13 protein-coding genes are annotated in these 14,054 nt (G+C 58.0%); 5 read left to right on the forward strand and 8 right to left on the reverse strand.

Annotated features, from left to right (window positions below):
- Nucleotides 1-54 precede the first annotated feature (54 nt).
- Nucleotides 55-198: a hypothetical protein gene (locus ACR0KL_RS00235; RefSeq protein ID WP_170458101.1), complete on the reverse strand. Its 144-nt coding sequence runs from the start codon at nt 196-198 to the stop codon at nt 55-57.
- Nucleotides 199-269: 71 nt separating this feature from the next.
- Nucleotides 270-1,271, reverse strand: coding sequence for a type I glyceraldehyde-3-phosphate dehydrogenase (gap, locus tag ACR0KL_RS00240; RefSeq protein ID WP_170467120.1), 1,002 nt, complete (start codon nt 1,269-1,271; stop codon nt 270-272).
- Between the two features lie 181 nt (nt 1,272-1,452).
- On the opposite strand from gap, the gene ACR0KL_RS00245 reads away from it, so the two are divergent.
- Together ACR0KL_RS00245 and ACR0KL_RS00250 are read left to right on the forward strand one after the other, a co-directional pair.
- Entirely contained in the window at nt 1,453-2,424 is a 972-nt protein-coding gene (locus ACR0KL_RS00245) for a DUF808 domain-containing protein (protein WP_170675978.1), read from the forward strand.
- Between the two features lie 77 nt (nt 2,425-2,501).
- The gene (locus tag ACR0KL_RS00250) at nt 2,502-3,302 is read left to right on the forward strand and encodes a thioesterase family protein (protein ID WP_170675979.1); all 801 of its coding nucleotides are present in this window, start codon (nt 2,502-2,504) and stop codon (nt 3,300-3,302) included.
- 50 nt (nt 3,303-3,352) lie between these two features.
- On the opposite strand, the gene tkt is transcribed toward ACR0KL_RS00250, so the two are convergent.
- On the reverse strand, nt 3,353-5,374 hold the full coding sequence (tkt, locus tag ACR0KL_RS00255; protein ID WP_170373607.1) for a transketolase: 2,022 nt from the start codon (nt 5,372-5,374) through the stop codon (nt 3,353-3,355).
- A gap of 236 nt (nt 5,375-5,610) precedes the next feature.
- Here tkt and ACR0KL_RS00260 point away from each other — a divergent pair, with 236 nt between their 5' ends.
- The 3 genes from ACR0KL_RS00260 to ACR0KL_RS00270 are packed head-to-tail and all read left to right on the forward strand — an operon-like array spanning nt 5,611 to nt 7,198.
- Nucleotides 5,611-6,462, forward strand: a complete 852-nt coding sequence (locus ACR0KL_RS00260; protein ID WP_170675980.1) for a hypothetical protein — start codon at nt 5,611-5,613, stop codon at nt 6,460-6,462.
- Entirely contained in the window at nt 6,462-6,854 is a 393-nt protein-coding gene (locus ACR0KL_RS00265; protein WP_170638781.1) for a cell division protein ZapA, read from the forward strand. Before ACR0KL_RS00260 ends, ACR0KL_RS00265 begins: the two co-directional genes overlap by 1 nt.
- Nucleotides 6,851-7,198, forward strand: a complete 348-nt coding sequence (locus ACR0KL_RS00270) for an MliC family protein (RefSeq protein WP_170373610.1) — start codon at nt 6,851-6,853, stop codon at nt 7,196-7,198. The genes ACR0KL_RS00265 and ACR0KL_RS00270 overlap by 4 nt, the downstream gene beginning before the upstream one ends.
- Before the next feature lie 7 nt (nt 7,199-7,205).
- Here ACR0KL_RS00270 and grxD read toward each other — a convergent pair whose 3' ends face one another.
- The 5 genes from grxD to ACR0KL_RS00295 form a co-directional block, all read right to left on the reverse strand.
- Nucleotides 7,206-7,568, reverse strand: coding sequence for a Grx4 family monothiol glutaredoxin (gene grxD / locus ACR0KL_RS00275; RefSeq protein WP_170458109.1), 363 nt, complete (start codon nt 7,566-7,568; stop codon nt 7,206-7,208).
- Nucleotides 7,569-7,817: 249 nt separating this feature from the next.
- Nucleotides 7,818-8,054: a BolA/IbaG family iron-sulfur metabolism protein gene (locus ACR0KL_RS00280; RefSeq protein ID WP_170373612.1), complete on the reverse strand. Its 237-nt coding sequence runs from the start codon at nt 8,052-8,054 to the stop codon at nt 7,818-7,820.
- Between the two features lie 138 nt (nt 8,055-8,192).
- Nucleotides 8,193-10,352 carry a phosphoribosylformylglycinamidine synthase subunit PurL gene (gene purL, locus ACR0KL_RS00285; protein ID WP_170675982.1) on the reverse strand — a complete coding sequence of 720 codons (2,160 nt, stop codon included), beginning with the start codon at nt 10,350-10,352 and terminating at the stop codon, nt 8,193-8,195.
- Between the two features lie 188 nt (nt 10,353-10,540).
- A complete protein-coding gene (locus ACR0KL_RS00290; protein WP_170675983.1) occupies nt 10,541-12,802 on the reverse strand; it encodes a mechanosensitive ion channel family protein in 2,262 nt (753 codons plus the stop codon).
- A gap of 299 nt (nt 12,803-13,101) precedes the next feature.
- Nucleotides 13,102-14,010, reverse strand: coding sequence for a LysR family transcriptional regulator (locus ACR0KL_RS00295; RefSeq protein WP_170373615.1), 909 nt, complete (start codon nt 14,008-14,010; stop codon nt 13,102-13,104).
- Between the last annotated feature and the right edge of the window lie 44 nt (nt 14,011-14,054).

Below are 14,054 nucleotides of genomic sequence, written 5' to 3' on the forward strand. Positions count from 1 at the left end.
AATGAGTTAGCGCTAACAAAGCGAGATCGGCGAGAAAGTCAAGTAAAACCTTGCTCAGCGCCAGAAGGCGAGCCAGTCGAGAAAGTCGTAAAGTTTCTTGCCGAGGAACAGAAAATGCTCAGTTCCGAACAGGGCATAGTCAAGCATGATTGCGCCAAGGATCAGCAGCGCCAGCCAGATGGCGATTTGATTTGTCATGGGGGCCCCGAACAAAAACGCCCGCTCAGATAACCTGAGCGGGCGAAGCTGTTCAAGCGATCATGGGAAAATCAGTTAAGGCGTCCCATGGCGACGGCGACATCGGCCATACGAACCGAGAAGCCCCATTCATTGTCATACCACGCCAACACGCGGACCATGCGGTTGTCGACCACGCGGGTCTGATCCGGTGCGAAGATCGAGCTTTCCTCGGTATGGTTGAAATCTGTCGAGACCAGCGGCGCGGGCTCATAGCCCAGAACGCGTTGCATCGGGCCTTTGGCAGCTTCTTCAACGATTGCGTTGACCTCTTCAACGGTCACGTCGCGCGAGGCTCGGAAGCTCAGGTCTACGGCCGAAACATTCGGAGTAGGGACGCGGATCGCCGAGCCGTCCAGACGACCTTTCAAGTTGGGCAGAACCTCGCCCAAGGCAGCCGCCGCGCCGGTCGAGGTCGGGATCATCGACATCGCCGCCGCGCGGGCACGGTACAGGTCGCTATGACGACGGTCCAGTGTCGGCTGGTCGCCAGTATAGGCATGGATGGTGGTCATGATACCGTGTTCAATGCCAACACCTTCGTCCAGAACCTTGGCAAGCGGAGCAAGGCAGTTGGTGGTGCAGGAGCCGTTCGAGACCATGTTGTCATTCGCGGTCAGCGTGTTGTGGTTCACGCCGAACACGATGGTCTTGTCGACATTCTTGCCGGGGGCCGACAGAAGAACCTTTCGCGCGCCGCGATCGAGGTGGGTTTTTGCCTTGGTGCCGTCGTTGAACTTGCCGGTGCATTCCAGAACGACGTCGCAGCCTTCCCAATCCAGTTCGTTCATGTCGTAGGTCGAGAACATCTGCATCGGGCCTCGGCCCAGATCCATGGTGTCGCCTTCGATCGAAACTTCGCGCGGGAAACGGCCGTGAATGCTGTCATATTTCAGCAGATGCGCCGATGTTTCGAGCGGGCCGGTGGCGTTGACTTTGATCACTTCGATGTCGTTGCGGCCCGAGGCGGCAATGTGCGACAGGGTACAGCGGCCAATGCGGCCAAAACCATTGATACCGACCTTGATGGTCATGTGACGTCTCCAAATGCGCTTGCGTTTGAGGCCATATAGCCTTGAAACCGGAATCTCAAAAGGGCAAAAGCGGCATATTTTTAAGGTGTTAGCGCAAACCTGGGCAGATTGCGCTAACGCTTGCGCTAGCTGTTGGATCGGGTAGGGTCCGTTTGCGGCAGGTGACAGGAAAGGACACGCGATGAGCGGACTGTTGGCCCTTTTGGATGATGTGGCGGGGATCGCCAAAGTGGCTGCGGCCTCGGTGGATGATGTCGTGGCGGCTGCTGGCAAGGCAGGGGCCAAAACTGCTGGGGTGATTATCGACGACGCTGCGGTTACGCCGAAATACGTACAGGGCTTCGCGCCCGCGCGTGAGTTGCCGATCATTTGGCGTATTGCCCGTGGGTCGGTTTTCAACAAACTCATTCTGCTACTACCAGTCGCCTTGTTGCTTGCGAATTTCGCGCCTTGGCTGATTACACCTCTGCTGATGCTGGGCGGGTCATATCTGTGTTTCGAAGGGGCTGAGAAGATATTCCACGTTCTGTTCCCACATGGTAGCCACGCCATTGAAAAGGACATGGATGTACGCGATCCGGGCCACCTTGAAGAACAGAAGGTCAAAGGTGCGATCAAGACGGATTTCATCCTGTCGGCTGAGATCATGACCATTGCGCTGGCGGCGATTGAGGCTCCGAATGTGTGGATGCAGGCGGCGACTTTGGCTGTTGTTGGGCTGGGGGTGACGGTGGCCGTCTATGGCTCGGTCGCTTTGATCGTGAAGATGGACGATGTCGGGCTGTATCTGGCCAGAAACGCTCCGACGCCGGTGGGTCGAGGTCTGGGGCGCGGGTTGGTCAAGGCCATGCCCACGGTAATGAAAACCCTGTCGATCGTCGGAACGGCGGCCATGCTGTGGGTGGGCGGGTCCATCGTCATCCACGGGATGGAGGTTCTGGGCTTTGGCTGGCTTGGGCATCATATCCATGGCTGGGCTTATGCGGTTGGTCATTCGGTCTCGGCGCAATGGGAGGCCGCGGCGGAGTGGATCGCCAAGGCGACGATGGACGGCATCTTTGGTCTGGCCTGGGGGATGGTCTTGATCCCTCTGGCAACCAAAGTCATCGGGCCCGTGATGGGGGCGTTTTCAGGTTCATCAAAAGACCACTAGGCGGTGACGTTAGGTCCTGCTGGCCTCCCCCTGCGGTCAGATTATCCTCGACGTGCCAATAGCTAAGTGGAGCTCCCATGTCCGAGCCATCCCTGTTCGATGTCCTCAGCGCCGCTGAGGCGCAAGACGATTGCCTCAGCTACCAGGTGCCGCAGAACTGGAAGCAAGGCCGCACAACATTCGGTGGGTTTTCGTCGGCCCTAATGCTGTCAACGGTTTACATTCGGCACAAAGATTTACCGCCCCTCAGATCGGCTCTGGTCAATTTCACGGCGCCGATCAGTGATCCGCCGCAAGTCAGAACGGAAGTTATGCGCGAGGGGCGCAATGTGACGACCATCAACGCTCGTGCCGAAATCGGTGGCAGTGTTGCGGCGCAAGCGACATTTTCCTTTGGCCGCGCGCAAGACAGCCATGTCGCGTTCGACTGCCCTGCCAAACCCGCAGATGCGCCCGAGATGACGGAGTATTATTTCCCCCCAGATTTGCCGCGACCGCCGATACCTTTCCTTGCAAACTTTGAGGTCAGAAAGGTCGAGGGTGAATTGCCTTTCATGGGGGCAGAACGTGGGTATCTGCGCCTTTGGGCCCGACACAACGATCCTCGGATGTGGGACAGGACGGAGGGGTTGATTGCAATCGCTGACCTCCCACCGCCAGCTATCTACCCCACGCTAAAGAAACCCGGACCAAATTCGTCAATGAACTGGATTTTCAACGTGTTGTCCGAGGATATTCAAACACGCGACGGTTGGTTCTTACTGGAGCACCAACTGACCGCAGGCCGCGATGGCTATAGTTCGCAGGTCATGCGCGTTTGGAACACAGAAGGCGATTTGATCGTGGATGGAATGCAATCCGTGATCATCTTCGTGTAAGAAAAAAGCCCCGGCGTGGACCGGGGCTTTTCATTTTGTGGCAGGCTGGATTAGCCCAGAAGTTCTTTGACCTTGGCTACGGTCGCTTCGGCGGTAATGCCGAAATGCTTATATAGCTCACCAGCCGGAGCAGAGGCACCAAAGCTCGACATGCCGATGAAACCTGCCTTGGCTTCGCGACCACGCTCACCCAGCAACCAGCGGTCCCAGCCACCGGCGCGAACGGCAGCTTCGATACCGACGCGGACAGCACCGGCGGGCAGAACGCGTTTGCGGTAAGCTTCGTCTTGTTCGGCGAAAAGCTCCATACACGGCATGGAGACGACGCGGGTGCCGATGCCTTCGGCTTCAAGCATCGCTTTGGCTTCCATCGCCAGCGAAACCTCAGAGCCCGTAGCGATCAGGATTGCCTGACGCTTGCTCTCGGCTTCCGCCAGAACGTAACCACCCTGTGCGGTCAAGTTCTTGGCTTTGTGATCCTTGCGCACGGTCGGCACGCCCTGACGGGTCAGCGACAGGACCGAGGGGCTGTCCTTGAAGGTCAGCGCCAGTTCCCAGGCTTCAGCGGTCTCGACGGTGTCGGCGGGGCGGAACACATAGGTGTTCGGCGTCGCGCGGCTGATTGCCAGATGCTCGACGGGCTGGTGGGTCGGGCCGTCTTCACCCAGACCGATCGAGTCGTGGGTCATCACGAAGACCGACGGGATTTTCATCAGCGCAGCCAGACGCATGGACGGGCGCGCATAGTCGGTGAAGGCCATGAAGGTGCCGCCATAGGGGCGAATACCGCCATGCAGCGCCATACCGTTCATCGCAGCAGCCATGCCGTGCTCACGGATACCGTAGTGGATGTAGCGACCCTTGCGGTTTTCGGGCAGGAACACACCCATATCAGCCGATTTGGTGTTGTTCGAACCGGTCAGGTCAGCCGAGCCGCCGACGGTCTCGGTCATGATCGGGTTCACAACGTTCAGAACCTTTTCGGACGAGGCGCGGGTGGCCAGCTTGGGCTGATCTTCCGACATCTGTTTCTTGAACGAACGGATCGCACCGGCCAGTTTCTTGGGGGCCTCAAACGCATAGGCGCGGTTGAACTCGGCCTGTTTGCGTTCCGAGATTTGCGCGAAACGCTCTTCCCATTCTGCACGCTCGGCGGCACCACGGGCGCCGATGGCTTCCCAAGCCGATTTCACATTGGCAGGGATTTCGAACGCGTCATGCGGCCAGCCATAGCCTTCTTTGGCGGCCTTCAGCTGCTCCTGGTCTGTCAGCGCGCCATGACCTTTCGAGGTATCCTGTGCGGCGTGACCCAGAGCGATGTGGCTTTTGCAGGCAATCATCGAAGGTTTTTTCGACTTTTTCGCCTGCGTGATAGCCGCGTCGATCGCTTGGGGATCATGGCCGTCGATCTCGATAACATGCCAGCCCGAGGCCGCAAAACGGCGCACCTGATCGGTACGGTCGGCGATATCCACGGTGCCGTCGATGGTGATGTTGTTGTCATCCCAGAAGACGATCAGTTTGCCCAGCTCATGACGACCGGCGAGGGTGATCGCCTCTTGGCTGACGCCCTCCATCAGGCAGCCGTCGCCTGCGATCACGTAGGTGTAGTGATCAACGATCTTCTTGCCGTAATGCGCGCGCTGGATTTCCTCGGCCATGGCAAAGCCCACAGCGTTTGAGATACCCTGACCCAGTGGGCCAGTTGTGGTCTCGATCCCGTCGACCAGGAAGTTCTCCGGGTGACCCGCAGTTTTCGCGCCCAGCTGACGGAAGTTCTTGATCTCGTCCAGCGTCACATCCGCGTGGCCGGTGAGATAAAGCAGCGAATAGATCAGCATCGATCCGTGACCCGCCGACAGAATGAACCGGTCGCGGTCCGGCCAGTTCGGAGCCGAGGCGTCGAATTTCAGGTGCTTTTCGAACAGGACGGTCGCAACATCGGCCATGCCCATCGGCATACCGGAATGGCCGGAATTGGCGGCAGCGACGGCGTCAAGGGTCAGGGTGCGGATGGCCGCAGCTTTGTCCCAGTGTTCGGGGTTTGCATTGCGCAGCGCAGTCAGGTCCACGGGCGTTGTTCCTTTGGGTTTGAAGCAGATTGCGCGCTCAATAGCATTCAGCCCTCAAAGTGCAAGCAGAACCGGGCGAAACAAGGTCGCACCGCTTGAAGAGAGCTGTCCAAGCCTTTGAAACCAAACAGTGGGTATTTTCCCTCACATTCCGCTAGACTGGGCCCAAGCGGAACCGATTCTTGATTCGGACGGTTCGGCAACAGAATGAACCTTGGTTAAGAGGTGACAGGGGCATGAGCCAGATTGAAGAGTTACAGCAACGCATTCTTGCTGCGATGGAGCGAATTGGCACGGGCGTGACAGCCCTGCAAAGCGCACCCGCGGGCGATGCAGATCATGGCTTGCAAGCAGCGCTGGATGATGAGCGTGTTGCCAACGCGCAGCTGCAAGAGCGCCTGACCTCGTTGAAGGAACGCCACGAGCAGGAAGTTGACGGTATGCGCGCCGATATGGAGGCGCTGCGTGCTGCTCCAGAGCCTACGGCCGATGTGGACGCACTGCGGGCTGAGTTGGCCGAAGCCGCAACCAAGCTTTCTGCGGTCGAGGCTGCGCGAGCCGAACTGGCTGAGGCGAAGGCGGCACTGGAAAACACCGAGGAACTGGACGCTCTGAAAGCCGAGAACGCGCAATTGCGGGCCGATCTGGAAGGTAGCGAAGACCCGGCAACGCTGCGGGCCGAGATTGAAGAGATGAGGGCTGCTATTTTGCGGGCTGGAGACATTGAGGCCGAAAATAACCGTTTGCGGGCCGAATTGGCCGATAGCGAAAGGGTGGCCGAGCTGAACGCGGAGCTGGAGATGTTGAGGGCCGAGCGTGCAAGCCACGGGGCTGCCATGTCACGTCTTGATGACGACCTGCAGAGAATGCGGCAGGCGAACGAGCAACTCCGCAATTCTGTCGATGCCCTACGCGCTGCGGCGCAAGAGGGTGTTCAAGATGCAGAGCTGTTGAATCAGGCGACTGTAGCGGAGTTGGAAGCAACACGCGCTGCCCAAGCGACCGATGCGGCCGAGGCACGGGCTGTTCTGGCGCGCCTTGAGCCTCTGCTATCGCAGGCGAAACTGGCAGAAGGTGAGGTTGAGTAATGCCCGAAGTGACCATTCATATCGGCGGGCGCGGGTTTGACGTGTCTTGTCAGGACGGGGAAGAAAGTTTTCTGCAGGCCGCCGCGAAAATGCTGGATGACGAAGCGCAGGTGCTTTCGGATCAGATTGGGCGTATGCCCGAATCCCGCATGTTGTTGATGGCCGGTCTAATGTTGGCGGATAAAACAGCCGCGACTGATGACAAAGTCAAAGCGCTTGAGGCGAAGCTGGCCGAAACTGAGGCCGAGCTTCAAACGCTACGCAGCGCGCCTGCACCCGAACCCGAACGGATCGAGGTCGCTGTCGTGCCGCCTTCGGTTACGGATACACTGGCCGAATTGGCCGCACGGGCCGAAGCCCTGGCATCAGACATCGAGGAAAAAACAAAATGAAACGAGCATGCGGCTTGATTTGCGGGGCCGTGGCCCTTGTATGTGCGTCCAAGGCAATGGCCGAGATCGACATACTGACGGTGACGTTCAACTGCGAGAACGGTATTCCGCTACCAGTGACCTATTTCAACGCATCGGACGGTTCAGGCGCCGCGGCAACGATGGTCGACAATTCTCTGGTCGCGATGCGTCAGGTCGAGAGCGGTTCGGGCATTCGGTACGAATCCGTGGATACGAACGGAACCTATATCCTGCGATCAAAAGGGTGGAATGCCACGGTGAGCTTCCTGGCGACAAACGCCGCCAGTGAACAGGTCATTTTTCAGGATTGCTCCAGCCGTTAAGGCCGGATTAGGCATTGGCCTCACGGATTTTGTCGGCTGCGTCCTTGTTGTAGCCGACACCGTTTTCATCAAACAGAGTGTCCAATTCACCCGAAAGGGTCATTTCGGTGATGATATCGCAGCCACCGACAAACTCGCCTTTGACATAAAGCTGCGGCACGGTCGGCCAGTCCGAATAGTCCTTGATGCCTTGACGGACTGCTTCGTCGGCCAGAACATTCACATCGGCATAGTCCACGCCCATGTAGTTCAGCACACCTGCCACACGGGATGAGAAACCGCACTGAGGCATCTCTTTGGTGCCTTTCATATAGAGCACCACGTCATTGGCTTTGACGGTTTCGTCGATCTGGGTCTTCACGTCGGTCATTTCGCGTTTCCTTTGCTCTTCGGCATCATAGCTTTGGCGTAATCTTGCGTATCCTTGGGGATATGGGTCTCTGCCGAGCTAATTGTAGCGTCATGTGATTGATTGGAGGAATATAGGAGGTGTTATCCCTGTCCGGGCGGCGATCCACGCCTCGTCTTGCGCCCAGTCTTTGAGTTGTTCCGCGCCAACAGCGCGATGAGCAAAACAAAAACGGAAACCGCAATTGAGATTACAATCGCATGTTCCATTTTACTCCGGAACTTTGGTGGTTAGAGCAAGTGCGTGCAGGTCACCGTCCGGGCCGTCCATTTTGCCTTTCAAGGCCGCATAAACAGCGCGCTGTTGCTGGACGCGGTTCTTGCCGCGAAAGCTCTCGTCCACGACCATGGCGGACATGTGAACGCCATCGCTGCCGCCAACCTGAATTTCCGCGTTGGGAAAGCTCTCGCGCAGCAGGGTTTCAATCTCGTGGGCGCTCATCGGCATTTAGGCTTACTCCTGAAGGTCTTTCCCAAGATGTAGAGCGATGGGAAGGCGCGTGCAAGATGTGGAAGGTCTTTCACATATGCAAATCCCGCACCGATCAGGGTGCGGGGCTATTGGTTTGTAGAAAGAGTAGTGTGATCAGGCGACCGCGGTTGCAAAGCTTTGGCGGAAAACCTCAGTCAATTCGGCCAGAGGGGCTTCGGAACTGCCGATCTTTACAGTTTCGCCCGTAAAGCGACCGACTGAGGTCAGGGGAACGCCAGCCTGACCGGCTGCAATCATCAATGCCTCGGCCTGATCAAAGTTGCAGGCGACCAAATAGCGGGCTTGATCTTCGCCGAACAGTACCTCGGTCGAGGCATCGTCGAGGTGAACGCCAACGCCCGCTGCTTCGGCCAGTTCAAACGCGGCAAGCGCTAGGCCACCGTCGCTCAGGTCGGTGCAGGCCTTGATCATCTCGCGATTGGCGCGGATGAAGTCGCCGTTGCGTTTCTCGGCCTCAAGATCCACGTGGGGCGCATCGCCTTCTTCGCGGTTGAACACCTCGGCCAGAAGGGCGGATTGGCCCAGATGGCCTTTGGTTTCACCGATCACGAGGGCCACGTGACCTTCGCGCACCTCGTTTCCGATGATCTCATCGGTGTGGTTGAGCAGGCCAACGGCGCCAATGGTAGGGGTCGGCAGGATCGCCTGACCGTCGGTCTCGTTGTAAAGCGAGACGTTGCCAGACACGATGGGCACATCCAGCGCGCCAACGGCGGCTCCGATGCCTTGGATTGCACCTACGAACTGGCCCATGATCTCGGGTTTTTCCGGGTTGCCGAAGTTCAGGTTGTCGGTTGTGGCCAGTGGTTTGGCCCCGACAGCGGTCAAGTTGCGATAAGCCTCGGCTACCGCTTGCTTGCCGCCTTCGACCGGGTTGGCGCGGACATAGCGCGGCGTCACATCCGAGGTGAAAGCCAGTACCTTGTCGGTACCGTGAACACGCACCATACCGGCACCCAGACCCGGGGTGCGGGCGCTGTCGGCCATAACCATGGTGTCATACTGCTCATAGACCCACTGCTTGCCCGCATAGTTGGGCGAAGAGAGCAGGGCACGCAGACCATCAATCGGGTCGATCTGCGGGACGTCGGCCAATTCCTCAGCCTCGGGTGTCGCGACCCATGGGCGGTCATATTCCGGCGCGGTCGACGAGAGTTTCGACAGGACCAGATCAGCCTTCACCTCGCCATTGTGCATGATCAGGAAGCGGTCTTCGGCGATGGTTTCTCCGACGATGGCAAAGTCGAGGTCCCACTTTTCGAACACGGCCCGAGCTTCAGCCTCAAGCTCGGGTTTCAGAACCATCAACATGCGTTCCTGAGACTCGGACAGCATCATCTCATAGGCTGTCATGTTCTCTTCGCGCTGCGGTACGTTTTCGAGGTCCAGACGGACACCCAGACCACCTTTGTCGCCCATCTCAACGGCCGAGCAGGTCAGGCCTGCCGCGCCCATGTCCTGGATCGAAATCACGGCGCCGGTTTTCATCAGCTCCAGCGTCGCCTCCATGAGGCGCTTTTCAGTAAAGGGGTCGCCGACCTGAACGGTGGGACGTTTCTCTTCGATGGTATCGTCGAACTCGGCCGAGGCCATGGTCGCACCGCCAACACCGTCACGTCCAGTTTTGGCACCGAGGTACACGACTGGCATTCCGACGCCAGAGGCCGCCGAGTAGAAGATTTTATCGCTGTCTGCCAAACCTGCCGCGAAGGCGTTCACAAGACAGTTGCCGTTGTAGGCCGGGTGGAAGCGGACCTCGCCACCGACGCAGGGCACGCCGAAGCAGTTGCCGTAGCCGCCGATACCTTCGACCACGCCGTTGACCAGCTGGCGGGTCTTGTGGTGGCCGGGCTCACCAAAGGACAGGGCGTTCATCGAGGCGATCGGGCGCGCGCCCATGGTGAAGACGTCGCGCAGAATGCCGCCAACGCCGGTTGCCGCACCCTGATAGGGTTCGATGTAAGACGGGTGGTTGTGGCTTTCCATCTTGAAAACAACTGCTTGCCCGTCGCCGATATCGACCACGCCCGCATTCTCACCCGGGCCGCAGATCACCTGAGGGCCGGATGTAGGCAGGGTGCGCAGCCATTTCTTGGAGGATTTATAAGAGCAATGCTCGTTCCACATAGCCGAGAAAATGCCAAGCTCGGTGAATGTCGGCTCACGCCCGATGATCTCGAGGATCATGTCGTATTCCTCGGGCTTCAACCCGTGGGCGGCAATCAGATCAGGTGTGATGGCTGGCTCTTGCATCCTGTTTCGGTCCCCGAGATGGCAATGTTTGGCGCCTTTTAGGGGAAGGGACCGCCGGGGGGAAGAGAAAAGGCACTTTCCGCGCGCTGTCCTGTTGCAAACCGGACAAAGGTGCAAATTGTGCGGATCGTACAGAGCCTCAAATGAGGTACCGGCACGCGACAGAGACAGCCGCGTGCCGGGTGAGTTTACTTCTGTTGGTCTTGTTGCTGCGCTTGCTGCGCGACCGCTCCAGCGGCGGCGCCAACGGCTGCTTTCTGGTCTTCACTCAGGTGTTCAGCGTCATCCAGACCGGGGATGGCAACGCGCACTTCGCGGCGGGCGAAGTCAATTCCGTTCTCCTTGAAGGCGGCCTTGACGCGGTTGAAGATCTCTTTGCGCAACGTGAACTGCTTGCCGGGTTTGGCCATAAACTTGCCCCGGATAATCATGCCGACATCGTCAAAGTCGAACACGCCCTGAGACTTGAACGGCTGAAGGAAGCCATCCTTGTGGGTCTCGTCCTCCATCATCTCGGCGCCGATCTTCTTAAAGATCTTCTTCACCTTGTTGGGATCGGTGTCGAAAGGCACGGTGAACTTCAGCTTCATGATGACCCAGTCGCGGCTGTAGTTAGTCAGCTTCTGAATCTCACCATAGGGAATGGTGTGCACCGGCCCGCGATGGTGACGCAGCTGCATCGAGCGGATCGAGATCTTCTCGACCGTGCCGGTGGTGCCACCCACATCGACATACTCACCCACGCGGAAGGCATCGTCGATCAGGAAGAAAATGCCGCCAACGATGTCAGACACCAGTTTTTGCGCACCGAAACCGATGGCCAGACCCAGGATACCAGCACCAGCCAGAAGCGGTGTGATGTCGAGCCCAAGGGCACCTAAGGCCAGCAAAACGAAGATCACGGCAATCGCCACCTGAGCCGTTACCCGCAGCAGCGGCAAAACCGTTGCAAGACGCGAGCCACCAGCACCGCCGCCTTCGCCGGCTTCTTCGTCCGGGCTTTGCGCGGCGGTCATCTCTTTCGCCAGTCGGCGGTTGATCCAGAGCGAGACGACCTCGTTCAGGATGTAGCCCACGGCGATGATGATGAAGAACTGCACCAGTTTGCTGCCGGAATCCGCGTCTCCACCAGCGATTTCCTGCAGATCGAGATCCCAGGCATTGGCGATCATCAAGATGACAAGAATGCCCGCCAGAACCCGACCGATACGGATGTAGCTGCGCTTGGTTGACTTATAGGCGCGTTCAGCCACCGAACCTTCGCCCTGCATCGGCGGTTGCAGATGCCGGACAAGCCCTCGGATCAGTGTGTCGAGCGCCGGGGCGATCAACAGCCAGAACATGGTCGTGAAATGCGCGCCCTGAACCAGCAGAGCCAACGATGCCGGGTTGCGCTGAGCCACCAGGAACTCGACCAGCAGCCAAGTCGCTGCCGAGACCGCGATGGCGAAGTAGGGGTAATAGTGTGCCACTTCCTCGTCGAACTTGGTGTGGTCTGGGTCAGTTCCCAACATCATCTGCGACAGACCTTCACGCGCTTTCCATGCGATCAAGCCAATGTAGATGTGGATGCCTGCGTTCAGCCAGAAGCCGATACGCGTATCATCCCCTGTGATGCCGTTCAGGTTGTTGAAGTGCAGCAGGAACAGGGTGAAACCGATCAGGATCAGCAGCCCGATCAGATTGCGATGCAGATACTTCGCCCAGTGATCGTCGATATTGACCAGACGGAAATGAGGTTTGTTCGGCGCCAGCACAAAGCGCGAGACGGCGGCACCCAGCCGTGGTATCCAGATCAGGTAGAACACAAACGGCCCGGCATATGTGATTTGCTCGGGCGTCAGCAGGCCACGTCCAACCGCGCGGATGACCACGTAGAACACTACAAGCCCTGCGATTTCCCGACAGAAACGACCGAAAAGATAGCGGGCAGCGCCCCAGAGATCGCCTTCGGCTTCGGCCTCGGTCTGGACATGCCAGCGGCGGGTCAGAATCTCGAACAGTTTTTCGGCGATGAAGCCCACAACCAGAACACTAGCAACCAGCCCCATCAAAACCAACGCACCGAATGAGGTGAATGTGGTCGCAAAATTCTTGATGGCGGTGGCTTGCGCGCTGAAGATATTAGGGACGGTCGTTATGACATGCGTCCACGAGGCGACCATTTCGCTCCAGACTTCATTCAACTCGGTAATCGGATCCTCGCGATCCTCTGCAGCGGCTGCGTTTTTCTCTGCCACCGCGTCCAGACGCTCTAACAGGATAGAGCGGACCTGATCATCCGACATACGGGCGACCAGATCGTCCACTTGTTCGGGCGTGAGGTCCTCGGGGATATCGACGGTGGCAGGCGCACTGGAGGTCGACGTGCCCGCAACTTGTGCATGCAGCGGTCCGACCGTTAAAATTAGTGAAAAAATCGCCGCCAGAAGGCGGAGGGGGCTTATCATGGTTCTGTCCTCGAACACGAATTTTTAAACGTTTTTTCGGATCATAGGCAGGTGTCGGAGATTTTCCCAGAAATTTCATCGCTCTGGACGGTGAGATTGGGGAAAACTAAAAAATGAATTTGGGAGAAGCCAAAAAAAAGGCCGAGCACTAAGCTCGGCCATAGTCCAACAGGGAGGTATGAAGATGATGAGCGTTTCAGCATCACCGCCTTCGAGAGCTCATTTAGGGGTCGGTTTGTGAACGTTCAAGAAGTTTTAATCTGATCGTTCAGCATTGCTGCTATGCTGCGAGTGCATAGCTAGAGTTTACCCATCATTTTCAGCTGTTTGCGTTGCGCGATGATCTCGTCCTGAACGAAGTCGCGGAATGCTCCGACCCGCTTGGAATGGCGCAATTCTTCCGGGTAGGCGAGGTAAACGGGAACGTCCGCGTTTTCGATTTCTGATAAGATCGGAACGAGGTGCGGGAAGTCCTGCGTCACGTAGTCGGGCAGGACGCCAATTCCCAAATTGTGCAACACGCCCTGAAGAACGCCGAAATAGTTGTTCACGGTTAGCAAGGACCCCGGATTGAAGGTCATCAGATGGCGCACCATCGCCGCACTTGCGCCCACCTGCGGGGCCGAGGGTGTCTGGCTGATCAGACGGTGTTCCTTGATCTCTTCAAGCGATTTCAGCATTCCGCCATGGGATTCCAGATACTCCTGCGTGGCATAGAGCTTCATCTGAACGGTCATCAGGCGTTTACGGATCAGATCGGCCTGGCTGGGCTCCTTCATGCGGATGGCGACATCGGCCTCACGCATGGGCAGGTCCAGAACACGTTCCTCGAGCATCAGGTCGATGTTCAAATCGGGGTACTGTTCGTAGAGCTTAGGCAGGCGTGGGGCGAGCCACAGGGTGCCGAAGCCGAATGTGGTGGTCACGCGCAGGACGCCGAACACTTCCTCTTCGCTGTCGCGGATGCGCGCGGCGGCGGCGTCCAGACGTTTGGACATGGCCGAGGTTGCATCAAACAGCAACTCACCCTGTTCGGTTAGAATCAGACCGCGTGCGTGGCGGTGGAACAGGGTCGCATCGAGTGATTCTTCCAGCGCGCGGATCTGACGGCTCACGGCGGATTGAGATAAATTGAGCCTGTCCCCCGCATGGGTCAGGCTGCCGGCATCGGCCACCGCGTGAAATATTCTAAGCTTGTCCCAATCCATCGCCGCAACTTTCGTTATCCTCGTGAAGCCCTATATGAAATAGG

Source organism: Ruegeria sp. C8 (assembly GCF_056537565.1).